The 22066-nt window shown below is 67.5% G+C and carries 21 protein-coding genes; 10 read left to right on the top strand and 11 right to left on the bottom strand.

The genetic code is table 11. The annotated features are described in order from the left end of the window. Nucleotides 1-110: 110 nt before the first annotated feature. The 4 genes from AC3A3X_RS05065 to AC3A3X_RS05050 form a co-directional block, all read right to left on the bottom strand. Complete coding sequence (locus AC3A3X_RS05065) at nt 111-3080, bottom strand: TonB-dependent receptor (RefSeq protein WP_487581947.1); 2970 nt, start codon at nt 3078-3080, stop codon at nt 111-113. A gap of 87 nt (nt 3081-3167) precedes the next feature. Then, nucleotides 3168-4220, bottom strand: coding sequence for a LacI family DNA-binding transcriptional regulator (locus AC3A3X_RS05060; RefSeq protein WP_487581946.1), 1053 nt, complete (start codon nt 4218-4220; stop codon nt 3168-3170). A gap of 169 nt (nt 4221-4389) precedes the next feature. Further along, the gene (locus AC3A3X_RS05055; RefSeq protein WP_487581945.1) at nt 4390-4683 is read right to left on the bottom strand and encodes a BolA family protein; all 294 of its coding nucleotides are present in this window, start codon (nt 4681-4683) and stop codon (nt 4390-4392) included. Next, nucleotides 4680-4979, bottom strand: a complete 300-nt coding sequence (locus tag AC3A3X_RS05050; protein ID WP_487581944.1) for a YciI family protein — start codon at nt 4977-4979, stop codon at nt 4680-4682. The genes AC3A3X_RS05055 and AC3A3X_RS05050 overlap by 4 nt, the downstream gene beginning before the upstream one ends. Before the next feature lie 363 nt (nt 4980-5342). Between AC3A3X_RS05050 and AC3A3X_RS05045 the strand changes: the two genes are divergently transcribed. From AC3A3X_RS05045 to AC3A3X_RS05030, 4 genes are all read left to right on the top strand, one after another. After that, complete coding sequence (locus AC3A3X_RS05045) at nt 5343-6263, top strand: segregation and condensation protein A (RefSeq protein WP_487581943.1); 921 nt, start codon at nt 5343-5345, stop codon at nt 6261-6263. 137 nt (nt 6264-6400) lie between these two features. Next, complete coding sequence (gene scpB, locus AC3A3X_RS05040; RefSeq protein ID WP_487581942.1) at nt 6401-7372, top strand: SMC-Scp complex subunit ScpB; 972 nt, start codon at nt 6401-6403, stop codon at nt 7370-7372. Next, complete coding sequence (locus tag AC3A3X_RS05035) at nt 7365-9053, top strand: pseudouridine synthase (RefSeq protein ID WP_487581941.1); 1689 nt, start codon at nt 7365-7367, stop codon at nt 9051-9053. Before scpB ends, AC3A3X_RS05035 begins: the two co-directional genes overlap by 8 nt. Nucleotides 9054-9486: 433 nt before the next feature. After that, complete coding sequence (locus AC3A3X_RS05030) at nt 9487-9894, top strand: hypothetical protein (RefSeq protein ID WP_487581940.1); 408 nt, start codon at nt 9487-9489, stop codon at nt 9892-9894. A 12-nt stretch (nt 9895-9906) separates the two neighbouring features. Here AC3A3X_RS05030 and AC3A3X_RS05025 read toward each other — a convergent pair whose 3' ends face one another. From AC3A3X_RS05025 to AC3A3X_RS04995, 7 genes are all read right to left on the bottom strand, one after another. After that, nucleotides 9907-10671, bottom strand: a complete 765-nt coding sequence (locus tag AC3A3X_RS05025) for a slipin family protein (protein ID WP_487581939.1) — start codon at nt 10669-10671, stop codon at nt 9907-9909. A gap of 26 nt (nt 10672-10697) precedes the next feature. Continuing rightward, nucleotides 10698-12128: an NfeD family protein gene (locus tag AC3A3X_RS05020; RefSeq protein ID WP_487581938.1), complete on the bottom strand. Its 1431-nt coding sequence runs from the start codon at nt 12126-12128 to the stop codon at nt 10698-10700. Nucleotides 12129-12217: 89 nt separating this feature from the next. After that, a complete protein-coding gene (locus AC3A3X_RS05015; RefSeq protein ID WP_487581937.1) occupies nt 12218-14458 on the bottom strand; it encodes an AsmA family protein in 2241 nt (746 codons plus the stop codon). Nucleotides 14459-14546: 88 nt separating this feature from the next. Next, nucleotides 14547-15011: an aminoacyl-tRNA deacylase gene (locus AC3A3X_RS05010; RefSeq protein WP_487581936.1), complete on the bottom strand. Its 465-nt coding sequence runs from the start codon at nt 15009-15011 to the stop codon at nt 14547-14549. Nucleotides 15012-15186: 175 nt separating this feature from the next. Beyond that, entirely contained in the window at nt 15187-15783 is a 597-nt protein-coding gene (locus tag AC3A3X_RS05005) for an OmpA family protein (RefSeq protein ID WP_487581935.1), read from the bottom strand. Nucleotides 15784-16131: 348 nt separating this feature from the next. After that, complete coding sequence (locus AC3A3X_RS05000; protein WP_487581934.1) at nt 16132-16944, bottom strand: amidohydrolase; 813 nt, start codon at nt 16942-16944, stop codon at nt 16132-16134. Nucleotides 16945-16970: 26 nt separating this feature from the next. After that, nucleotides 16971-18119: a pyridoxal phosphate-dependent aminotransferase gene (locus tag AC3A3X_RS04995; RefSeq protein ID WP_487581933.1), complete on the bottom strand. Its 1149-nt coding sequence runs from the start codon at nt 18117-18119 to the stop codon at nt 16971-16973. Between the two features lie 164 nt (nt 18120-18283). Between AC3A3X_RS04995 and AC3A3X_RS04990 the strand changes: the two genes are divergently transcribed. The 6 genes from AC3A3X_RS04990 (at nt 18284) to ccmE (ending at nt 21919) form a co-directional block, all read left to right on the top strand. Continuing rightward, nucleotides 18284-18766 (top strand): DUF3293 domain-containing protein, encoded by a 483-nt coding sequence (locus AC3A3X_RS04990; protein ID WP_487581932.1) that lies wholly within the window; start codon nt 18284-18286, stop codon nt 18764-18766. A 144-nt stretch (nt 18767-18910) separates the two neighbouring features. Further along, complete coding sequence (gene ccmA, locus AC3A3X_RS04985; RefSeq protein WP_487581931.1) at nt 18911-19561, top strand: heme ABC exporter ATP-binding protein CcmA; 651 nt, start codon at nt 18911-18913, stop codon at nt 19559-19561. Nucleotides 19562-19673: 112 nt separating this feature from the next. Beyond that, nucleotides 19674-20363, top strand: coding sequence for a heme exporter protein CcmB (gene ccmB / locus AC3A3X_RS04980; protein WP_487581930.1), 690 nt, complete (start codon nt 19674-19676; stop codon nt 20361-20363). A 145-nt stretch (nt 20364-20508) separates the two neighbouring features. Then, the gene (gene ccmC / locus AC3A3X_RS04975) at nt 20509-21261 is read left to right on the top strand and encodes a heme ABC transporter permease CcmC (protein WP_487581929.1); all 753 of its coding nucleotides are present in this window, start codon (nt 20509-20511) and stop codon (nt 21259-21261) included. Further along, a complete protein-coding gene (locus AC3A3X_RS04970; RefSeq protein WP_158730724.1) occupies nt 21258-21434 on the top strand; it encodes a heme exporter protein CcmD in 177 nt (58 codons plus the stop codon). The genes ccmC and AC3A3X_RS04970 overlap by 4 nt, the downstream gene beginning before the upstream one ends. 20 nt (nt 21435-21454) lie before the next feature. Then, entirely contained in the window at nt 21455-21919 is a 465-nt protein-coding gene (ccmE, locus tag AC3A3X_RS04965) for a cytochrome c maturation protein CcmE (protein WP_487581928.1), read from the top strand. Nucleotides 21920-22066: the final 147 nt, after the last annotated feature.

Raw genomic sequence — 22066 nt, 5'->3', positions numbered from 1 at the left:
GCGTCGAAACGAGTTTGTCACCGCGCCAGTCCAGCTCAAGATGTGATCCGTTGGAAACGTTGGCCGGAACCGCCGGCCGCCCCGACGAGGTAGGCGGCCGGCGACCCGGGTCAGAAGTTGAAGCCCATCGACAGCTTGAACGTGCGCGTCGGCAACGCCTGCGAGATCGGATTGCCGAAGTTTTCGTTGGGCTGCTGGCCCACAGTCGCACTGAAGCTGCCGGGGAAGTCCTCGTAAGCGTTGTAGTTGGCCCAGTCGAACAGGTTGAGGATGTCGCCGCGCAGCCAGAACTTGAGGCCGGCGCCGGTATCGAATTCCTTGATCACGGCCACGTCGACCTGCTTGTAGCCGTAGTCGCCGTCAGGCTCGTACTGGTCGATGAAGCAGTTGTCGGGCCGGTCGACCTGCAGGCAATTGACGATATAGCGCGGCGGCTGCGAGGCGAGGGTGATCTTGCTGGAGAACGTCAGTCCGGCCGGGCCGTCGTAGATGCCGCTGACAACCAGGCGATGCTCCGGCACTTCGGCCTTGTTCCAGCCGTACTGCGCCAGCGTCGGGTAATCCAGCGAGAACACCTCCGGCGACTCGCGCATCTCCTTCGCGTCCAGGTAGGTGTACGCAAAGGTCACACCCCAGCCTGACTCGACCGTGTACGGCTTTTCGGCCTTCAGGTACAGCGCGGACGTGCGGGTCTTGAGGCCGTTGGTGCCCAGGATCAGGTTGCTGAAGCCTTCCAGGCCTTGCCCGAACGGGGCGCCCCACTGGAAGCCCGGATTGAAGAATGCACCGCCGTCGCGGCGGTTGCCGAGCAGGAACGCGAAGCCGTCGTGGCCCTCGACGTACGAGATCGTTGCATCGGTCAGCCACTGGCCGACGGTATTGCGCATGCCAAGGCTGAACTGATCCGAGTACGGCACCTTCAGATCGTTGTCGAGCACGAACACCTCGCGCCCGGCGCCGGTCTGCGACGCCAGCGAAGCGAGCACGGCGGGATCGAAGAAGGCCGGATCCCAGTCGCGACACGCAGCGCCGGTCGGACAGGTGCCGTCGGTGCGACGGAAGAACAACTCGGTGGTCGGGAACGTCGCCTTGGTCACTTCCAGTTGCAGCCAGTCGAACAGGTTGCGGTCGTAGGCGCGGCCGGCGCCGCCGTAGATCACATGGCGCTGGTCGGCGTTGAGATCGTAGGAGAAGCCCACGCGCGGCTGCCAGCCGTCCTTGAACGAGTCGCGGTTGTTGCCGGTGCTGATGTAGTCGTTGATGTTGACCCCCGAGCCGGCGGCGTTGATCTGCGGCGAGCCGCGCAACGCCGTGACCACATCCGATGGCGTCACGTAATCGAGGTAGGTGGAGCTTTCCTCGTAGTCGTAGCGCAGGCCAAGGTTGAGGATCAACCTGTCGTTGACCTCCCAGTCATCCTGGAAGTAGATGCCGTACTGCTTGTTGCTGGACGTTGCACTGCCGTCGCCGATGCCCGGCAGCGCGGTACCGAAGCGGACCGCGATCGGCTGCACCACGTCGCGCCGGATGTCGTAGGTGAACTGCGGGAAGAACGGCTGCCGCTCGATGGCGTTGACGTCGACGTCCTTGAACTTGATGCCCATCTTCAAGGTGTGGCCCTGCCAGCCGGTGAAGGTGAGGTCGTCCTGTATGCCCCAGCCCTCCTGACCCTTGTCCTGGAAGTCGGAACCCGCACCACTGCGCACCACCACGTCGTTGATGTTGGTGCCGTCGCTGAGGATGTAGGCAATGCCGGAGGTCGACGGGCTCGGATTGAAGCTGGCGTCCTCGTAGGTCAGGTGGGCGTCATTGAGCCAGGCGCCGCTGGTGAACTGGTAGCGCAGGTCGGCACGGGTTTCCTCGTTGAGCTTGTCGGTCGCGTAGCTGGGCAGGTTCTGCCCTCCGACGTTGGTGATCTCGCTCTCGTCGCGGTACTTGCCGCTCAGCTCGAAGTAATGATTCTCGCCGATCAGCCAGTCGACCTTGCCGAAGTACAGGTCCTCCTTGAACGGCGCCGAGAACAGGCCCGCGCCCGCCTCCGCCCGGATCGCCGGCGGCAGCTCATCGATGGTGAAGCCCCTCCCGGGCGTGAAGGTGCGCGGCGATTGGATCTCCTTGCCTTCATAGGCGAGGAAGAAATGCGCCTGGTCGCGCAGGATCGGACCGCCGAAGGTCGCGCCGTACTGGGTCTCCTGGGTCTGCACCTTCTCGTCGGCGCGCTCTTCGAACACGGTCGGCGTGCGCCAGTCGGTCGCAGTGTGGTCCCAGAAGAAACTGCCTTCGAGCTCATTGCCGCCCGAGCGCGTGGTGGCGACGATCGCCGCGCTGTTGAGCTGGTCGTATTCGGCCTTGTAGTTCTGGGTGATGACCTTGTACTCGCCGATCGCCGACTGCGGGAACGGATTGCCGCGGGTGGAGTCCTGGCCGCTGATGCCGCCGCGCAGCACGTAGTCCTTCTGCCCCACGCCATCGATGTAGACGTTGATGCCGTTGGCGTTCTGCGCGCCGGAACGGATCCTGGTGGAGCCTTCGTTGCCGACCTGGAACTCCACGCCCGGGGCAAGATCGGCGAAGGCGAGGAAGTTGCGATTGCCCTGGGGCAGCGACTCGATCTGCTTGCTCGTCACGTAGGTCGCGATCTCCGAGGTCTTGACCTCCGGCACCGCCTCGCCGGTGACCGTGACGGTATCGACCGTGGTGGCGTCGGGGACCGGGCCGGTCTCGGCGACGCCGCCGGCGGCCAGGTTCACGGTCGCGGTCTGACCGACCTGGAGCACCACGGTCCTGGAGCTGGTCTGTCCCTGTGCCGACACGTCGATGCGATAGGTGCCCGGCGGCAGGCCGCCGACGTTGTAGTTGCCGTTGGCCGCCTGGACCTTGCGGGTGAGACCGGTGGCCAGGTTGGTCGCAGTGACCTGGGCGTCGCCGGCGGGGGCCGAATCGACGGTGATCTGTCCACGGATGGTGGCTGCGGTGCTCTGGGCCAGGGCGACGGGGGCCGCCAGGGCGAGACACGAAGCCAATGCACAGGCCAGCAGTCTGGGGGTTGGGCGATGTTCGGAGCACGGATGGGGCTTCATCTGCTTCCTCTCTCTAATTCCATTCGAACGTTGGGTCACTTGCTGTCGCACTTGGACTGGACCTGTCGGGGGAAGGCCCAGAACGAATCAACCTGTCGGATTACCGGGGATGCCATTGGCGACGCTCGATTCGCGCACGATCAGTTCGGTCGGCAGCGCTATCGAGCTGGTAGCGGAGGCGGAACCGGCGATGGGGTCCGGAAGGCTTTCACCGGCAACGCGCGCCAACAGCTGGCGCGCGGCACGCGCGCCCAGCTCGGCGATGTTGACCCGCATCGTGGTCAGGCTCGGGTGGACGTAACGCGCCAGTGGAATGTCATCGAACCCGGACAAGGCGATGTCCTGCGGCACGCGCACGCCGGACTGGGCGAACGCGAACAGGCAGCCCAGCGCCATCATGTCGTTGGCGGCGAAGACCGCATCGGGTCGCGGCGACGCGGCCAGCAGTTCGCGACCGGCACGATGGCCGGACGCTTCGTCGAACTCGCCCCGCACCACCCACGGCCTGGCATCGGGCAACAGCTCCGCCAGCGCATCGCGGTAACCGCGCAGGCGCTCGTGCGCGTCGAAGTTGTCTTCCGGTCCGGCAATGAAGGCGATGCGGCGATGTCCGCTGTCGAACAGGTGCCGGACCATCGCGACCGCGCCGCCGTGGTTGTCGACGCCGATCACGGCCGCACCATCCAGTCCGGCCTGGCTGTTGATCAGCACCGCCGGCAGCGACGGCTCCAGGTGCTCGCTCAGCACGGTAGGGGTCGCCACATAGGGCGACATCACCAGCAGGCCATCGACGCGACCGCGCATCGCGCGCAGTGCCGCACCCTGCTCCTCCGGATTGCCGTGGTAGCTCGACACCAGCAGGTGCAGGCGCGAAGCCCGCGCCACCTGGTCGATGCCGCGCATCAGCTCCGAGAAAAATTCGCCGTGCAGGTCCGGCAGGACTACGCCCAGGGTCTGGGTGCGGCGACTGCTCAGGCTGCGGGCGGCGGCATGCGGCGTGTAACGCAGCTCGTGGGCCGCAGCCAGTACCCGGTTGCGGACCTCCTCGGCGACGTTGCCATGGCCGTTGAGTGCCCGGGACACGGTGGCGACCGATACCTGGGCCACGCGTGCGACATCTTTGATGGTTACGCTGGCCAAGGCTGGTCGGCTCCGCGGCTTGATGCGGGCCGACTGTAATCGTTTACAAGCGCAAGTGTAAAGCGATTGTTATGTGACTTGAGACAAGCTCTCAGAACACCGCGCCACACGCCTCTCAGGGCTCAGGAATATGCTGCGGCGCGACATGCGCGCACACCGCGGGGCAGCCTCAGCCGACCTCGCCAGGCGTCCTGGCACGGATCGCCAGGGCATGGATGTCGGTTTCCATCAAAGTGCCGACAGCGGCATACACCATCCGGTGCCGGGCAATCGGACTGAGCCCGGCAAAGGCCTGGCTGACGATATCGACGCTGAAGTGGCCACGGCCATCGGCGGCGCCGGCATGACCGGCGTGGCGGTGGCTGTCGTCCTGGACCTGGAGCGCCTGCGGCGACAGCGCCGTCTCCAGGGCGGCGCGAATCGCCGCGACCCGCTGCTCGCGGGGCAGCGGGCCGGTGTTCACGGCAGGACCTTGCGGAAGGGCCGGACTTCGACCCGCTGGTAGACCCCGGCCGCGACATAGGGGTCGGCGTCGGCCCAGGCGCGGGCGGCGGCCAGCGATTCGAACTCGGCGATGACGACGCTGCCACTGAAGCCGGCCGGGCCCGGATCCTCGGCGTCGATGGCCGGGCACGGCCCTGCCAGCAGCAGACGCCCCTGGTCGCGCAGCGCGGTCAGCCGCGCCAGGTGCTCGGGCCGGGCCTGCAGGCGCTGGGCCAGCACTTCGTTGCCGTCATATCCTTCGATCACGTACCACATGCGTTGCGTGCTTCCTGTCTGGTCTGGATGAATTGTAGCCATTGCCCGCGCAGCCGCCGCTGGACACGGCCAGAACGAGGCCGTAACCTAGCTTCCACAGCCCAAGGCCGGATGCAGCGGCCGTCGCGACTGGCTCCCCACACCGTCGCCATGCACGCACCCAGGTGGTGCGCCGCTGCCCCCAACGGCCTGCGCCCGTAACCCAGATCGTCTTTCGCCGCCACGCCCCCGCATGGTGCGCAGGTCGTAGGCGTTCGGGCTCAGCACCGACTTAAGCAGTCCGTTGCACCCATATGGTGGCCTCATCAGGCCGCCAGCACCGAAGCGATAGCAGTGCCCACGGCCCGGAGGGGCCGGTTCCGAATGACCGAAGAACGCGCAGCCGACGCGAGCGACCCGCAGATCGTGGTCGCCCAGTCCCAGGCTCCCACGCACCCGCAGCAGCAGGAAATGCCGCTGGCGGTAGTGCATGGCCAGCCGGTGCTGCAGATCCCGCAGGACCTGTACATCCCGCCGGACGCCCTGGAAATCATCCTGGAGGCGTTCGAAGGGCCGCTCGACCTGCTGCTCTACCTGATCCGCCGACAGAACCTGGACATCCTCGACATACCGGTGGCGGACATCACCCGCCAGTACGTCGATTACATCCAGGCCATGCACGAGATGCGCTTCGAGCTGGCGGCCGACTACCTGGTCATGGCCGCGATGCTGGCCGAGATCAAGTCGCGCATGCTGCTGCCGCGTTCGGCCGCCGAGGAAGGCGAGGAAGACGACCCGCGCGCCGAGCTGGTGCGCAGGCTGCAGGAGTACGAACGCTTCAAGAAGGCCGCCGAAGACATCGACACCCTGCCCCGGCAGGATCGCGACACGGCACCGGTACAGGCATTCGTGCCCGACCGCGCCTCGGTCCGCCTGCCGCCACCGGTGGAGCTCAAGGAGATGCTGCTGGCGCTGCACGACGTGTTCAAGCGCGCCGAGCTGTACACCCAGCACGCGATCAAGCGCGATGCACTGAGCGTCCGCCAGCGCATGGGTGAGCTGCTGGAGCGACTGAAGGACGGCAGTTTCTACCGCTTCGAATCGCTGTTCACCGCCGAGGAAGGAAAGCTCGGCGTGGTGGTGACCTTCCTGGGTCTGCTGACGCTGGCCAAGGAGCAACTGGTAGAGATCGTGCAGGACGCGCCGTTCGCTCCGATCTACGTCAAGTCGCTGGCACTGCTGAAGGATGGGGAAGAGATCGAGCTGAGCAGCGAGTTCGACGAACCGGCTGCGAATGACGACTGACGGCCGGATTTTAGGTTTCGATCGTCATCCCCGCGAAGGCGGGGACCCAGCGCCTTCAAGCGCTGCAAGCAAAGACACTGGGTTCCCGCCTTCGCGGGAATGACGGGTAACAAGGGCCCACAGAGCAATCACTCCGCATGGATCAACAGCTAGTCATCCGCATCGTCGAAGCCGCCCTGCTGGCCTCCAACCAGCCGTTGACGCTGGCACAGCTGCAGGCGCTGTTCCCCGACGACCAGCCGGCGCCGGCCGACAGCATCGAACAGGCGCTCGAAGCGCTGCGCGCAGGCGACGAGAATCGCGGCGTGGAACTGGTCGAGGTCGCCTCCGGCTTCCGCTTCCAGGTCAAGGCCGACGTCCACCCCTGGGTGGCCCGGCTGTGGACCGAGCGCCAGACCCGCTACACCCGCGCCACCCTCGAGACCCTGGCGTTGATCGCCTACCGCCAGCCGATCACGCGCGGTGAGATCGAGCAGGTCCGCGGCGTCGCGGTCAACAGCAACATCATCAAGGCCCTGGAAGAGCGCGAGTGGATCCGCGTGGTCGGTCACCGCGACGTGCCGGGCAAGCCGGCACTGTTCGGCACCACGCGCGGCTTCCTCGACTACTTCGGCCTCAAGCGCCTGGACGAGCTGCCGCCGCTGTCGGAACTCAAGGACATCGGCGAGCTGGAACCGCAACTGCAGTTCGACGGCGCACCGCCGATCGCCGCCGGCGGCATCGCCGAAGGCGTTGGCGCGGATGAGGCCTCGAACTCCGATCTGGACAGCGATGCAGCGCAGGACGGCGACGAGTTGATCGCCGATATCGAAGCCGAAAGCGAAACCACCGCCGAAGCCAGCATTGAAGTCGAAGACGACGCGCTGGCCGAGACCGACATCAGCGACACCGAAGACATGGAAGCCGGCGACGAACAGATCGATGCCGACTACCACGAGTCCGACGAACAAGACACCGCCCCACAGGGCACACCCGATGCCGCGCCGGGAATGCGCGCGGCGGACGTGAACGATCCCGAGCAAGACATACACGCCGTCGAGACGACGACCGTTCCGGAAGACACAGACGAGGCCGAAATGGCCGAGTCGGAGCAATACAAACATGACTGAAGAAAAGAGCCGCAAGCTCACCCTCAAGCGCATCACCGACACCACGGGCGAAGCGCCGCGGCTGGAAGAGCGCCTGCACAAGGTCCTGGCCCAGGCCGGCCTGGGCTCGCGCCGGGCGCTGGAGCAGCGCATCGCCGACGGCCTGGTCAAGGTCAACGGCGAGGTCGCGCAGGTCGGCATGAGCGTCAAGAGCGGCGACAAGGTCGAGCTCGACGGACGTTCGTTCGTCGCCAGCGCGCTGACCGACCCCTCGCGCGTGCTGATGTACAACAAGCCCGAAGGCGAAGTGACCACGCGCGAAGACCCAGAAGGTCGCCCGACCGTGTTCGAGTCCCTGCCCGCGCTCAAGGGCGCGCGCTGGATCGCGATCGGCCGCCTCGACATCAACACCACCGGCCTGCTGCTGCTGAGCACCGACGGTGAACTGGCCAACGCGCTTATGCACCCGTCGTTCGAAGTCGAACGCGAGTACGTCTGCCGCGTGCGCGCGCCGGAAGGCCAGGACGTGGTCCCCGAGAACATCGTCGACCGCCTCGCCCGTGGCGTCGCGCTGGAAGACGGCCCGGCCAAGTTCGACGAGATCGAACGCATCGGCGGCACCGATTCGCACGACTGGTTCCGCGTCGTGGTCAAGGAAGGCCGCAATCGCGAAGTGCGCCGCCTGTGGGAATCGCAGGGTTGCCAGGTCAGCCGCCTCAAGCGCGTGCGCTACGGCGACGTCGCGCTGCCGCGCGAGCTGCTGCGTGGCCAATCGCGCGAGCTGGCCTCCGATGCGGTCGAAGCCCTGCGCAACAAGCTCGGCCTCGAGGACGGTGCACCGTCGTCGCTGACGCTGCAGCCGGTGATCGGCCAGCGCAAGGCCACCAAGGCCACCATCGACCTCACCGGTCGTGCCCGTTCCAATGGTTACGTCGGCGGCCACAACACCGCCGACGAAGGCCGTGAGCTGCGTCGCTTCGACCACGTGCGCGAAGACCGCGGCGGTCGTGGCCGTGGCGGCCCGCGCAAGCACGGCGGCCTGACGGTCAGCGGCGAAGCCGCCGCCAACCAGTCGCAGAAGCCGTTCAAGCAGCGCAAGGAAAAGGGTCCCAAGCCGTTGCCGGATGGCAATCCGGCGGCGTTCCGCACCTGGTACGTGCCGGACGGTGTCAGCACCGGTCCGAGCGGCCATCGCAATCCGGATGGTCGCGGCAAGGGTCCGGGCCAGGGTCGTCCGCAGGGCGGCAAGGGTCCGGGTCGTCCGGGCGGCGGTGGCGGTGGTCGCCCCGGTGGCGGTGGCTACGGCGGCGAGCGTTCCGGTGGCTTCGGCGGCGAAGGCCGCGGCGGCTTCGGCGAGCGCGGTCCGCGTCGTGAAGGCGGCGGTGGTGGTGGCCAAAGCCAAGGGCAGCGCAGCTCGCGTCCTTACGGGCATCCGGGCAACGCGCCGAGCTTCCCGTCCGACCACGCCAATCCGGGCAGCTTCAATCCGTACGGCGACAAGCCGCGCGCCCCGCGTCCGGCTGGCGGTCGCCCCGGTGGCGGCGGTCGTCCGGGTGGCGGCGGTCCGGGTGGTCCGGGTGGTCGTCCCGGCGGCGGCGCACGTCCGGGCGGCGCCGGTCGTCCGGCCGGCGGCCCGCGCCCGGGTGGTCCGCGCGGTGGCGGACGCCCCGGTGGCGGTCGCGGTCCGCGCGGCGGCGCTTGATCGCCGACTGAAACGTGAAATGACAAAGGGCGCTTCGGCGCCCTTTGTTTTGACACCCTCATTCCCGCGAAGGCGGGAACCCAGGGACGTAGCTCTGCAGTGAAGTGCAGTAGCAACGGCAACGGCAAAATGGATCCCGCCGTTCGCCGCCATTCCCGCGAAGGCGGGAACCCAGTGACGTTGCTCTGCCATTGGCGAGTACCAGCAAGGCAACAGCAAAATGGATCCCGGCGTTCGCCGGGATGACGGTGAGGGAACTGGTGCGGTGCGGGCCTGGATCCCGGCGTTCGCCGGGAAGACGATCGGCTTGCATGTAATCGCGCCGCGATCCATGCGTACCCCTCCATGCCAGCACATCCCCGTGGTGTTCCGAGCCGCGTCGCATGCCGCCTCGCCGGTGCATCGGTCCACGCGTCTGGCTATGGAGGCTCCCATGAAACTCGCGTCCCTTGCCATGGCGTTGACCCTGGTCGTCGCCGCCCCCGCGCCCGCGGCCGAACCGCAGGAAATATCCGTTGGAAGTCTGGCAGGCCTGCTCGGGATGCCGACCGAAAGCCTGCGCACCATCCTCGGCACTCCATCGGGATTGACGCTCGAGGCCCGTGCCGAATACGACTTCACCCGTGCGACCCGGCGACTGGCCAGCGAGAACGTGGCCCTTGAACGCGTCGGCCACGATCTGCGCCTGACCTACCGGCCGGCGCAGGTGCCGGCACGGTTCAAGCGGGCGAAAAGCAATCGCTGCGCCCGCAGCACGGCAGATCTCTGCACGACCGTCTACCAGCCGGAGTCCGGTGCCGTCCGCGTCGGTGAGGCATCCACCGCATCGACCACGCCATGACGGCGGCGGCGGTCACGCCCCGGGCCCTCCACGCGGACGCGACAAGACCGACTCGATCAGTTCGATCGGCAGCGGGAACACGATCGTCGAGCTCTTCTCGCCGGCGATCTCGGTCAGCGTCTGCAGGTAGCGCAACTGGATCGCGCGCGGATCGCCGCCGAGCAAGCGCCCGGCCTCGACCAGCATCTCGGCGGCCTGGCGTTCGCCTTCGGCGTGGATCACCTTGGCCCGGCGCACGCGCTCGGCCTCGGCCTGGCGCGCGATCGCACGGACCATCGTCTCGTTGAGGTCGACCCGCTTGATCTCGACGTTGGCGACCTTGATGCCCCAGGCGTCGGTCTGGCTGTCGAGGATGTTGCGGATGTCGTCGTTGAGCTTCTCCCGCTCGGCCAGCATCTCGTCGAGTTCGTGCTGCCCCAGCACCGAACGCAGCGTGGTCTGCGCCAGCTGGCTGGTGGCTTCATAGAAGTGCTCGACGTTGATGATCGCCTTCTGCGGGTCGACCACGCGGAAGTACACCACCGCGTTGACCTGCACCGAGACGTTGTCGCGCGAGATCACGTCCTGCGGCGGTACGTCCATCACCACCGTGCGCAGGTCGACACGCACCATCTGCTGCACCACCGGTATCAGCAGGATCAGACCGGGCCCCTTGACCTTCCAGAAGCGGCCAAGCTGGAACACGACACCGCGTTCGTACTCGCGCAGCACCTTGATCGCGCTGATCAGGATCACTGCCAGCAGCACGATCGCCGGGAAGTACATCGCCAGGTACATGGAAGCTCTCCTTCAGTGGAACGCGTTCAGTGGGGTGGCGTCGTTTCCTCGTCGGGCGCCACGCGCAGCACCAGACCGTCCAGCGCCAGCACGCGCACCGCCTGCCCGCGTTTCACCGGCACCATCGAATGCGCCTGCCAGTGCTCGCCGCGGATGTGCACCTGGCCGGCTCCGTCGAAGTCGCGCGTGACCACCGCCAGTTGGCCGATCAGTTCTTCCTGGCCGCTGACCACCGGTTGCCGGCGCGCCCGCGAAGCCAGCCAGACCATGCCCATGAAGACCAATGCGCTGGCAGCGCCAATGCCGGCGATCAATCCGCCGGGCACGCCGAACCCGGGAACCTGCGTGTCGAACAGGATCAGCGAGCCGGCCACCAGGGCGACCACGCCGCCGACTCCGGCCGCGCCAACGCTCGGCATCGCAAACTCGATCGCGATCAACGCCACGCCCAGCACGATCAACGCGACTCCGGCGTAGTTCACGGGTAGCACCTGCAACCCATAGGCCGCCAGCAGCAGGCAGATCGCGCCCACCATGCCGGGCAGGATCGCGCCGGGGCTGTAGCCTTCGAACACCAGCCCGTACAGGCCGATCAGCAACAGCAGGTACGCCACCGTCGGCTCGGTGAGCACGGCCAGCAGGCGCGCGCGCCAGTCCGGCGTCACCACGGTCACCGCCTGGCCGACGAGATCGAGCGTCGCCTCGCGCTGCGCGAGCCGTACCTTGCGGCCGTGCGCCTGGCGCAGCAACTGGTCGGTGTTGCCTGCAACGATCTCGATCACGCCCTGCGACAGCGCCTGCGTCGCCGTCAGTGTCGCCGCGTCGCGCACGGCGGCCTCGGCGAAATCGCCGTTGCGTCCGCGTAGTTCGGCCAGGCTGCGCAGATAGCCGACGGCATCGTTGATCGCCTTGCGCGACATCGCGTCACGCGGTTCGTGGCGCGGCGAAGGTGTGGTGGCTGGCGCATTCCCGGCGGATGGTTCGCGTTGCCCGCGCGGCTCATCCGGTTCCCGCTCCGGACCGGCACCGGGCCCGCCCATCGATACAGGCGTGGCGGCACCGAGCGACGTCGCCGGTGCCATCGCCGCCAGGTGGCAGGCATACAGGATGTAGGTTCCGGCGCTGGCGGCGCGCGCGCCTTCCGGCGCGACCCAGGCAATGACCGGAACGGGAGAAGCGAGGATCGCCTGGTTGATGTCGCGCGTGGCAGCATCCAGGCCACCGGGTGTGTCGATACGCAGCACCACCGCGCGGGCACCTTCATCGCTGGCGCGCTTGAGCCCGCTGCGCAGGTAGTCGCGCGTGGCCGGACCGATGCCACCCTTGATGTCGAGCAGCAGGACCGCGCCCGACGGCGGCGCAGATGGCGGCGGTGCCGATGATGACTGCGCACTCACCGGCAACGCCGCCACCAGCAGCGCGCAGGCAACCATCCACGATCGGAAGTGCACGTTCATCGGTGCGACGACGAGCGCGCAGAGCACTCGCCGCAGTACGAGTTAACACCACTACCCGTTAAGGAAACGGAAGCGGCGGGATCACCGCATCAGCGCAGCAGGTTGGGTTGCGACTCGTACCACTGTTTGGCGTGGACCATGTGGAAGTCGCGCTGGCCATTGTTGACGGCCACTGCACAACTGAGCACGCCCCAGTTCGCATACAGGCTGCCGACGCGGCTTTTGCCCTTCAGGCGCAGCCGGGCCTTGAGGTCGTAGCGCTGGTTGCTGGCCTCGACCCGGTCGAGCACCAGCACGTCGTCCCGCCACTGCACGTTGGCGCTGACCTGGGCCTGGCCGGAGTCGATCATCTTGAACACCCATTTGGGGTAGTCGCGCTTGCGCGAGAACAGCGCCAGCAGGAAGCCGACATCCTTCATGGCGATGTTGGCGCGACCGTTGACCGTGGCCGGCTTGTCCCAGTCCATCCGCGCCCGTTGCAGCTCGATCCGCGCCCACCAGCCACCGCGCGACTCGCCCCCGGGCTCGGTGAAGCTCATGTTGTTCAACGCTACCCGGGTGCCGTCGATGTTGAAGCTGTGGCCGGTCAGGTCCGCACGTCGCAGCTGCGTGTTGACGTCGACGTTGCCGCGCAGGGCGATGCCGGCGAAATGAAGCTGCGTGCCGCTGCCCTTGACCCGCACCACGCCGGTTCCGACCGCGCCGGCGCCATCGAGGATCACGTCGCCGCTGACCGTGCCGGCGCCGCCTTCGAAGCGCATATGAGCAGCCGGCAGGTAGCGGTTGTAGACCCGCAGGTCGGGAACCCGCGCGTCGGCGAAGACCAGGTGCGCCCGCAGCGCGTCGCGGACTTCCTTTATTGCGCCCGGCTTCTTGAGCTTCTCGCGCTCCAGGCCGGAGATGGTCTGCAGGTCCAGTCGCAGGTTCTGTCCGTCCACGTACGGTCGATCGGGCGCGTCCTCTGCTGCGATGTTGAAGCGGTCCATCACCAGCTCGAGATAGGGCAGCAGCTCGTCGTTGGGACCTGCATCGAGTCGACCTGCGGCGCGCGCGCGGCCCTGGATGCGGCTGCCCATGACGTGGGCAACGGCATCCACCTCGGGTATGCCGAAGCGGCTGCCGGCGGCGATCTTGCCATTGACGACCTGCACGTCGGCATCGACCGCACCGGACCCGTCCAGCGCCAGCCAGGGCGCACTGAACAGGTTGCCCAGCCAGCGCAGTGACGAGAACTCCCAACGACCCACCACGTGGCCGGAAGTGCGCGGCACGGCTGCCTTGAAATCCTGCAACGGAATGTCGGTGCCGCGAAGCCGCAGGTCGGCGTCGAGAAACAGCGGCTTGCCTTCCTGCGCAGGTGCTTTCGCCTTGAACACGATGTCGCGATCGACATCCAGCACGAAGTCCAGCGCGCCCTCACGCGGCTTGCCGGCGATGTCGGTACCGGTCACGGGCATGTGCCAGCGCAGCTCGCTGCCGGGTTTGAGCGACCCGCGCGCGAAGGCCAGCTTTGCGTGTGCCCGCCCCTGGCCGGGCACGGTCGAAATCGTGATCTTTCCCTGCTTGTCGGCGACGGTCTTTACCGCTGCCGACAAGCCATCCAGGCTGAGTTCGGCATCGGTCATCAGCAACTTGCGAATGCCGGGTGCCTGCGCGCGGGTATGGCGCGCAATCGCGAAGCGCGCGTCGATGCGGGCATCGTGCAGCATCGTGTCGCCCTTGTAGGCCAGGTGTGCCTTGTCGAAGTGCGCGGTCGAGGGCATCAGCTCGAGCGGGCCGCCGCGAAGCTGCTTGTAGAAGCCGACCTCGGCGCTGCCCGGACCCTGCAGTTCGAGCCCGGCGAAATGGCCAGCCTTGATCGAACCGGTATGGATGCGATCGAAGCGCAGTACCCATCCACCGGGGCGCGGCTGCGGCGGCGGCCTGCGAACCTCGAGCAGGTCGGCACCGCCGGACACGTCGAACGCCTCCACGTCGGGCACGCGAACTTCCTTGTGCAGCAGCGGCAGGATCGCCACCCGCCCCCTGGCCTTGCCGGCCTGCACCGACCAGCGGGTGCGGCCGACCTGCCCTTTCATGTCCACGTCCCAGACGGTCACGCGGCCGGGCCACAGGGTGATGCCAGGACCCCACTGGATCTGGAACTTCTCCGGCTTGCGGTTGGCGACCCACGGTCCCAGCGGCGTGTTGAGGAACAGATTGCCGAGGAGGAAGTAGGTCGCATAAAGGATCAGCAACCCCAGGACGATGCGCCTGAGCCACGGGCGCACGTTCGGCGGAAGGCGATTCCAGTACGACCGCAGCCGGCTGTGCAAGGAGGCGCTGTTCATGCGCGCAGCTTAGCCAACGGATTGTGAGAATCGGCATCACGCCGGGGCCTTGCGGGCGGGAGGGGCGCAAGCCCCTCCCTCAACGACACTAATGGCGGGTGAGATGGACCACGCGCGGATGCACCAGCCGCTCGAAATCGCCCCAGCCCATCCGCATCAACTCGCGGTGGTTGCCGGCATTGAAGGCGATGCGCGCGTCTTCGGAGAGGCTGTCGGCGGCATACACCTCCATGCCGTAGAGGTTGCCGAAGGGCGGCATCGCACCGACCTCGCATTCGGGGAAGCGATCCTTGAAATCGGATTCGCTGGCAAGCGACACCTCGCGCGCCCCGCTGACCTGGCGCAGGCTGGCAAGGTCCAGCCACTCGCTGGACGGGATCACCGCCATCGCCAGTTTGCCGTCGAGACGGACCATGACCGTCTTGGCCATCTCGTGCTGGTCGATCCGGGCGCTGGCCGCAGTGGCCAGGGCGGTGAACGCATGCGGATGCGTCATCGTGTCGTAGACGACGCGATTGGAATGAAGGAACTCTTCGAGGCGTGGGGATGACATGGCCTGGACTCCCAGATGGCGGAGCCGGCGCGGCAGGTCCGGTGATGGCGGGCGCGTCGCGCCGGCATCCTTGTCGATCACGATTCGCCGCAATGTGCGGCCGGGCCAGTGTAATACGATGCGCAACCGCTCACCCCTCTCCCCTTGCGGGGAGAGGGGCCAATGCGCAGTTCCGTCAGCCGCCGCTGGTCTCCGGCGCGGGCGCGGCGTTCTGCTGGGCCACACCGGCGTAGTCGACCACGAGCGAGACACGGCGGTTGTCGCGGCCAGCCTCGCCCACGGCGCCTGCACGCACCTGGCGGTTCTGGTCTTCGCCGTAGCTGACTGCGCGAACCTGCTCGGCACCGAGGCCGGAGCTGACCAGGTAGTCACGCACCGACTGGGCACGCTGCAGGCCGAGGCGACGGTTCGTAACCGCGGAACCGGCCGGGTCGGTAAAGCCTTCGACGGTGATCAGCGCGTCGGAATGGCTTTCCTTGACCACGCGGGCGAAGTCGTCGAGCAACGGCTTGTCCTGATCGCTGAGCGTCGCATCGCCGGTGGCGAAGTGTGCTCCGGTTTCCACACGCACGCGTCCTGCGAGCTGGGTGACCAGGGCATCGTGCTTCTGCGAGAGCGAATCGATCTGCGCCTGCAGCTTCTGGTCCGTGGCGCGAAGGTCGGCGATGGTGCTGTCGAATTCGTCGCGCTTGATGTAGCTGGAGCAACCGGCCAGGGTGACGGCGCTGAGTGCGACGACAAGGCCGGCGTTGCGGAAAGTGCGGGTAACCATGACAAGTCTCCTTCAATGTCCATGCGCGCAGCATGCGCACGGGAATGCGTACAGGACCGGGGGAAGTCGCTGCAGCCGGAATGGAACGATTTTTGAGTTGTTGTGCGCGGGGCGCGCGGTGGTGGCCAGTCAGCGTTGTTGGTGGAGGCGTATCAATGTCATAGCCAACGTTAATGAGGCGTTGCCTGAACAGGCGGAGAGCTGCCGTCAATCGCGAACGCGTGCACAGTTCAGCGATGTCAATATTGCGTTGCGGGCACTCGTATCAGCGCGATTCATGCAACTAGCATGCGCGTGCCTGTGGAGTTCGCCATTCGTCGGCGCGCGCGACGGCGCGCCGGTGCCCGTTCATTTCAGCTCGAAGGCATCGCCGTCGAGCATGGCCGGGAAGTGTTCCCGGTGTGCCGCAAGTTCAGCGGCGAGCAGGGTCGTGGTGACCACCACTTCCTCATCGGCGCATTCGCTGACCGGATGACCGACGAAGTCGATCACGGCGCTGTCGCCGGCATAGTGCAGGCCGTTGCCGTCGGTGCCGACGCGATTGACCGCGGCCACGAAGCTCAGGTTCTCGATCGCACGTGCGCGCAGCAGCGTCCTCCACGGATAGCTGCGCGCCGACGGCCAGTTGGCGACGAAAACCAGCAGGTCGTAGTCGAGCTGACCCGGACGCTCGACGTCGAATCGGTTGCGCGAGAACACCGGGAAGCGCAGGTCGTAGCAGACCAGCGGGCAGATCCGCCATCCGCGCCACTCCAGTACGAGCCGGTCGCGACCGGCGGCATAACGCTCGTGCTCGCGGGCATAGCGGAACAGATGCCGCTTGTCGTAGGTGTGCAGCGCACCGTCGGGCGTGGCAAACAGCAGCCGGTTGAAGACGCCCTCGTCGGTGCGCAGTTGCACGCTGCCCATCACCGCCGCGTCGAGCTTGCGCGCCTGTTCGCCAATCCACGCCACAGTCGGCCCGTCCATGCCTTCGGCGCTGCCGATGGCCTCGTTGGAGAAACCGCTGGTGAAGGTCTCCGGCAGGATCACCAGGTCGGTCGTGCCGTGCAGCGGCGCGATCAGGCGACCGTAGTACTCGCGGTTGCCGGCCGGGTCATGCCAGCGGGTCTCGCCCTGGATCAGCGAAACCCGCAGGTCGGTCGTCGGTGCTGAAGGCATCGGCGCTGAGGGAATGGGAGCAGACGTCATAGCTTGAGCAGCCTCTCGATGGCGGCGTCCAGCGTTGCCTCGTTCTTGGCAAAGCACAGGCGCGCCAGGCGCTGTCCCCGCGGAGGCGTTTCGTAGAACGGCGAAAGCGGGATCGCGGCGACGCCCTTCTCGATCGTCAGCCAGCGGCAGAACGCGGCATCGTCGAGGTCGCTCACCGCCGAATAGTCGACCAGCTGGAAGTAGCCGCCCGGTACCGGCAGCGGCTTGAGGCGCGTGGTCAGCAGCTGCTCGCGGAAACGGTCGCGCTTGGCCTGGTAGAACGCGCCGAGCTGCTCGTAGTGCTCGGGTTCGGCCTCGATCATTTCGGCGAACGCCCATTGCGCCGGGGCGAACGTGCAGAAGGTGTTGTACTGGTGCACCTTGCGCAACTCGGCCGACAGCGCCGGCGGCGCGATGCAGTAGCCGACCTTCCAGCCGGTGCAGTGGTAGGTCTTGCCGAAGCTCGACACGACGAAGGCGCGTTCGCGCAGTTCGGGATGGCGCAGCACCGATTCGTGGATGCGACCATCGAACACGATGTGCTCATAGACCTCGTCCGACAGCAGCAGGATGTCGGTGCCGCGCAGCAACGCGGTCAGTTGCTCGATGTCGTCGGCGTCGAACATCGCGCCGGACGGGTTGTGCGGCGAGTTGACCATCAGCAGCCGCGTCTTGGCGGTGATCGCGGCGCGAACCAGGCTCCAGTCCGGAGCGAAGGTCGCCGGGTCGAGCGGGACATGGACCGCGCGGCCGCCGGCCAGGTCGATCGCCGGCTCGTAGCAGTCGTAGCAGGGGTCGAGCACGATCACTTCATCACCCGGCCGCACCACTGCGGCGATCGCATCGAAGATCGCCTCGCTGGCGCCGGAGGCCACGGTGACCTCGGCGTCGGCATCGGGGCGATAGCCGTAACAGCGCTCGGTCTTGGCCGCGATGGCCTGGCGCAGCGCCGGGATGCCGGTCATCGGCGCGTACTGGTTATGGCCGTCGCGCATGGCGCGGTCCAGCGCTTCGATCAGGCGGTCGGGCACGGCGAAGTCGGGGAAGCCCTGACCGAGATTCACGGCCTTGTGCTCGACCGCGAGCTGCGACATCACGGTGAAGATGGTGGTGCCGACCTTCGGCAGTTTGGTTTGCAGGGTCATCTCAGGGGGGCTTGGAGGCTGGGGCCGTCGAGGCGGACAAGTGTAAGGATGTGCGCCTCACGGCGTCATGACGGGGCGTCATGACGAGTGGTCATCACGCCATCGGCCTGGTGCGCTTGACGGCGCGATTGCACTGTCGCACGGCCGCAATCACACTCCGCGCCATGCGCGAGCTGCAGATCGTCAATGCCGTCGAACTGGCCACCGCCTATGCGGCCGCGGAGTACGTGGTCGTGCTCGACGGCGATGCCCTGCCGCTTCGGGTCGGCCTGCCGGCCAGCGACCTGGAAGCCTATTGGCCGGCGTCGCGCTATGCCTTCATCACGGCCTGGAACCCGGCTTCGCAGCCGCGTTCGGACTCGGCCAACCAGGCCGCCGATGCATTGCTGGTGGCCCAGCTCGACGCCGTCGGCGCGACGCGCCACCCCGCCTGGGCGCAGGACCCGACCGGCCAATGGCGAGAACCGGGCTGGCTGCTGGCCGGCATCGAGGAGACCGACCTGCTGCGGCTGGCGATCGAGTTTGGCCAGGCCGCCGTCCTGGCCTGGCAACCCGGCGAACCGGTGCGGCTGCGGATGCTGATGCCCCGTCCGCCGGCGGTACCGGCCGTTGCGGCGGTGGAACATACCGACTGGGTGGCCGGCTGATCGGTCGCCGAACGGTTCCGGCGGACCTCCCCGGGCCGGCTCCGGGGCCGGCCGCCCGGGCGCGACCGGCCCGGACAAGCTAGTTTCCTGGCGACTCGCATAAACTGGCGGCCACGCGGCCACCGGGCCGCAGCCCTCCAGCCGATGACGCCAGACGACCGACCTGCTCCGCCGCTGCTCGCAGCCCGCGGTTTACGCTTTGCGCGCAACGACGAGCCCGTGTTCGGCCCGCTCGACTTCAGTGTCGACGCCGGCGAGGCGCTGCTGGTCCAGGGCGACAACGGCGCCGGCAAGACCACCTTGCTGCGGGTGCTGGCCGGGCTGTTGCGGGCCGACGAGGGCGACATCGACCTCGACGGCCAGCCCGCCGGCACCGCCCGTCGCGCCCGCGCCATCGCCTACCTGAGCCACCTGCCCGGCCTGAAGGCGGACCTGACAGCGATCGAAAACCTCGACTTCCTGTGCGGCCTGCACGGCCGCCGGCGCGCGCAGCTGCCGGAGAACGCACTGGCCATCGTCGGCCTGGCCGGGTACGAGGACACCCTCGCCCGCCAGCTCTCGGCCGGGCAGAAAAAGCGCCTGACCCTGGCCCGCCTGTGGATGTCGCCGGCGCCGCTGTGGCTGCTCGACGAGCCCTACGCCAACCTCGATCTGGAAGGCATCGAGCTGGTCAATCGCATGGTCCAGGCGCACCTGCGCGAAGGCGGTGCCGCCCTGGTCACCACCCACGGTGCCTATGCTGCGCCGCCAGTGCGGACGCGGATGCTGGTGATGGCCAAGGGGGGCACGCAATGAGCCTGCCACCCGTCATCCCCGCGAAGGCGGGGACCCAGCGACTTTCTCTGGCCGAAAAGCAACGACCCTGGGTTCCCGCCTTCGCGGGAATGACGGTTTGCGGGGGGCACGCATGAGCGCCCAGACTGCCACCCTCGCCGGTGCCGCCCGCGCCCTGCTCGTGCGCGACCTGCGCCTGCTCTGGCGCCGTCGCGGCGACGCGCTGCAGCCGGCGCTGTTCGCCCTGCTGGTCGTGGTGCTGTTCGCGCTCGGCCTGGGCGGCGAGAAGCAGGCCTTGTCCAAGGTCGCCGGCGCGGTGCTGTGGCTGGCGGTGCTGCTGGCCGGTTTGCTCGCACTCGACACCCTGTTCCGCGGCGACGCCGAGGACGGTTCGCTGGAGCAGTGGATGCTCGCACCGGTGCCGCTGGCATGGCTGGTGGCGGTGCGCACCTTCATGCACTGGACCACCAGCGCGCTGCCCCTGCTGATCGCGACCCCGTTCCTGGCCGAGCTGCTGTACCTGCCACGCGAACAGCTGCCCGTGCTGCTGGCATCGCTGGCGCTGGGCACGCCGCTGCTGAGCCTGCTCGGCGCGGTCGTGGCTGCGCTGACGGTCGGAATGCGACGCTCCGGTATACTTGTCGCGTTGTTGGCGCTGCCGCTGTACGTGCCCGTGCTGGTGTTCGGTGCGGGCAGCGTGGCCGCCGCCGCGCAGGGGCTGGATCCCACGGGCGCGCTGCTGTTGCTGGGCGCTGGCCTGGTGGTCTCATTGGTGCTGGCACCGCTGGCCGCCTCCGCCGCGATCCGGATTGCGCTGAGCTAGTCACCAGAGCGTTGAGCCAGATCAAACGCCGCGCCCGGTCCCAACCTTTAATGTCCGCCGCGACCCGCTGTCGACACCCATGCCACCTGGCCTCCGGGCCCGGAAGCAGGCGCAAGCAAGCAAGACCCCACAGGCCGAGAGAACGATGAATCCGATCATCCGCTGGTTCCACAAACTCGGTTCACCGCCCTATTTCGACCGCTTCGCCGCGCGCTGGGCCCCTTGGGGCTACGGCCTGGGCCTGCTGGTCATGGCCTGGGGCCTGTACGGCGCCCTGTTCCAGGTGCCTGCGGACTACCAGCAGGGCGACAGCTTCCGCATCCTCTACATCCACGTGCCCAGCGCCTGGATGAGCATGGCGGTGTTCGCGCTGATGGCGATCTACGCCGCGATCGCGCTGATCTGGCGCATCAAGCTGTGCGAGATCCTGGCGATGGCCTGCGCGCCGATCGGCGCCGCGTTTACCCTGATCACGCTGCTGACCGGCTCGATCTGGGGCAAGCCGATGTGGGGCACGTGGTGGGACTGGGACCCGCGCCTGACCACCGAGCTGATCCTGCTGTTCCTGTATCTGGGCGTGATCGGACTGTACAACGCGATCGACGACCGCCGCGCCGCCGCACGCGCCGCCGGCCTGTTGGCGATCGTCGGCGTGGTGCTGCTGCCGGTGATCCGCTACTCGGTGGTGTGGTGGAACTCGCTGCACCAGGGCCAGACCATCCGCCTGCTCGGCGAGTCGAGCATGGACTCGAGCATGATTCCGCCGCTGATCTGGATGATCGTCGGCACCAAACTGTGGTTCATCGGTGCGCTGCTCACGCGTGCGCGCGCCGACAACCTGCGCCGTGAGAGCGGCAAGGGCTGGGTGGCCGGGCTGGCACGGGGGAAGGCGCAATGAGCTACCTGAACTACGTGATTGCCGCCTACGCCGTGTTCGTGATCGTGCTCGGCTGGGATTTCGTCGCCACCCATCTGCAGATCCGCCGCGAACTGCGTGGCGCGCGCCTGCGCGCCGAACGCGAAGCCGCTCGCCCTGGCAAGGGCGCGGCCGCAAATGAATTGATCAGATAAGAATTGATGAGAGCGTGCCAATGAATCCCGTACGTCGCCGCCGCCTGCTCTGGGTCATCGCCCTGGTCGTGGCCGCCGGCATCGCCGCCAGCCTGGTGGCCATGGCCCTGCAGCGCAACATCGCCTACCTCTACACGCCCAGCGAAGTGCTGCGTGGCGAAGCCGGCGGGCACGCCAGGTTCCGCCTCGGCGGCATGGTCGCTGCCGATTCCTTCACCCGTGCACCGGGCTCGCTGGAAGCGCACTTCAAGGTCAGCGACGGCGACGCGCTGATGCCGGTGGTCTATACCGGCATCCTGCCCGACCTGTTCCGCGAGAAGCAGGCGGTGGTCGCCACCGGCCGCATGGAAGGCGACACCTTCGTCGCCGAGGAAATCCTCGCCAAGCACGACGAGACCTACATGCCCAAGGAAGTGGCCGACAAGATGGGCATGGCGCACAAGAAGCACGACGTGCCGGCCCCGGCGGCAGGTTCGGCGCAATGACCGCAACTCGCGCAACCTGCCCCCTCTCCCGCGTGCGGGAGAGGGTTGGGGTGAGGGCAAACAGCGCTGGTAGCGCCGCTGTCCCCGCTCACCCATCTGCTTCGCTTGCCCTCACCCCGGCCCTCTCCCGCAAGCGGGAGAGGGGGA

This window comes from Lysobacter sp. Soil_N_23 (genome assembly GCF_057656135.1).
This window is presented reverse-complemented; position numbering and strand designations above follow the sequence as displayed.

Bases quoted from the DNA above. Each gene is read 5' to 3' on its own strand.
- AC3A3X_RS05065 (WP_487581947.1), bottom strand. From the start codon at position 3,080: ATGAAGCCCCATCCGTGCTCCGAACATCGCCCAACCCCCAGACTGCTG.
- AC3A3X_RS05050 (WP_487581944.1), bottom strand. From the start codon at position 4,979: ATGTGGTACGTGATCGAAGGATATGACGGCAACGAAGTGCTGGCCCAG.
- AC3A3X_RS05045 (WP_487581943.1), top strand. From the start codon at position 5,343: ATGACCGAAGAACGCGCAGCCGACGCGAGCGACCCGCAGATCGTGGTC.
- scpB (WP_487581942.1), top strand. From the start codon at position 6,401: ATGGATCAACAGCTAGTCATCCGCATCGTCGAAGCCGCCCTGCTGGCC.
- AC3A3X_RS05035 (WP_487581941.1), top strand. From the start codon at position 7,365: ATGACTGAAGAAAAGAGCCGCAAGCTCACCCTCAAGCGCATCACCGAC.
- AC3A3X_RS05030 (WP_487581940.1), top strand. From the start codon at position 9,487: ATGAAACTCGCGTCCCTTGCCATGGCGTTGACCCTGGTCGTCGCCGCC.
- AC3A3X_RS05025 (WP_487581939.1), bottom strand. From the start codon at position 10,671: ATGTACCTGGCGATGTACTTCCCGGCGATCGTGCTGCTGGCAGTGATC.
- AC3A3X_RS05020 (WP_487581938.1), bottom strand. From the start codon at position 12,128: ATGAACGTGCACTTCCGATCGTGGATGGTTGCCTGCGCGCTGCTGGTG.
- AC3A3X_RS05015 (WP_487581937.1), bottom strand. From the start codon at position 14,458: ATGAACAGCGCCTCCTTGCACAGCCGGCTGCGGTCGTACTGGAATCGC.
- AC3A3X_RS05010 (WP_487581936.1), bottom strand. From the start codon at position 15,011: ATGTCATCCCCACGCCTCGAAGAGTTCCTTCATTCCAATCGCGTCGTC.
- AC3A3X_RS05005 (WP_487581935.1), bottom strand. From the start codon at position 15,783: ATGGTTACCCGCACTTTCCGCAACGCCGGCCTTGTCGTCGCACTCAGC.
- AC3A3X_RS05000 (WP_487581934.1), bottom strand. From the start codon at position 16,944: ATGCCTTCAGCACCGACGACCGACCTGCGGGTTTCGCTGATCCAGGGC.
- AC3A3X_RS04995 (WP_487581933.1), bottom strand. From the start codon at position 18,119: ATGACCCTGCAAACCAAACTGCCGAAGGTCGGCACCACCATCTTCACC.
- AC3A3X_RS04990 (WP_487581932.1), top strand. From the start codon at position 18,284: ATGCGCGAGCTGCAGATCGTCAATGCCGTCGAACTGGCCACCGCCTAT.
- ccmA (WP_487581931.1), top strand. From the start codon at position 18,911: ATGACGCCAGACGACCGACCTGCTCCGCCGCTGCTCGCAGCCCGCGGT.
- ccmB (WP_487581930.1), top strand. From the start codon at position 19,674: ATGAGCGCCCAGACTGCCACCCTCGCCGGTGCCGCCCGCGCCCTGCTC.
- ccmC (WP_487581929.1), top strand. From the start codon at position 20,509: ATGAATCCGATCATCCGCTGGTTCCACAAACTCGGTTCACCGCCCTAT.
- AC3A3X_RS04970 (WP_158730724.1), top strand. From the start codon at position 21,258: ATGAGCTACCTGAACTACGTGATTGCCGCCTACGCCGTGTTCGTGATC.
- ccmE (WP_487581928.1), top strand. From the start codon at position 21,455: ATGAATCCCGTACGTCGCCGCCGCCTGCTCTGGGTCATCGCCCTGGTC.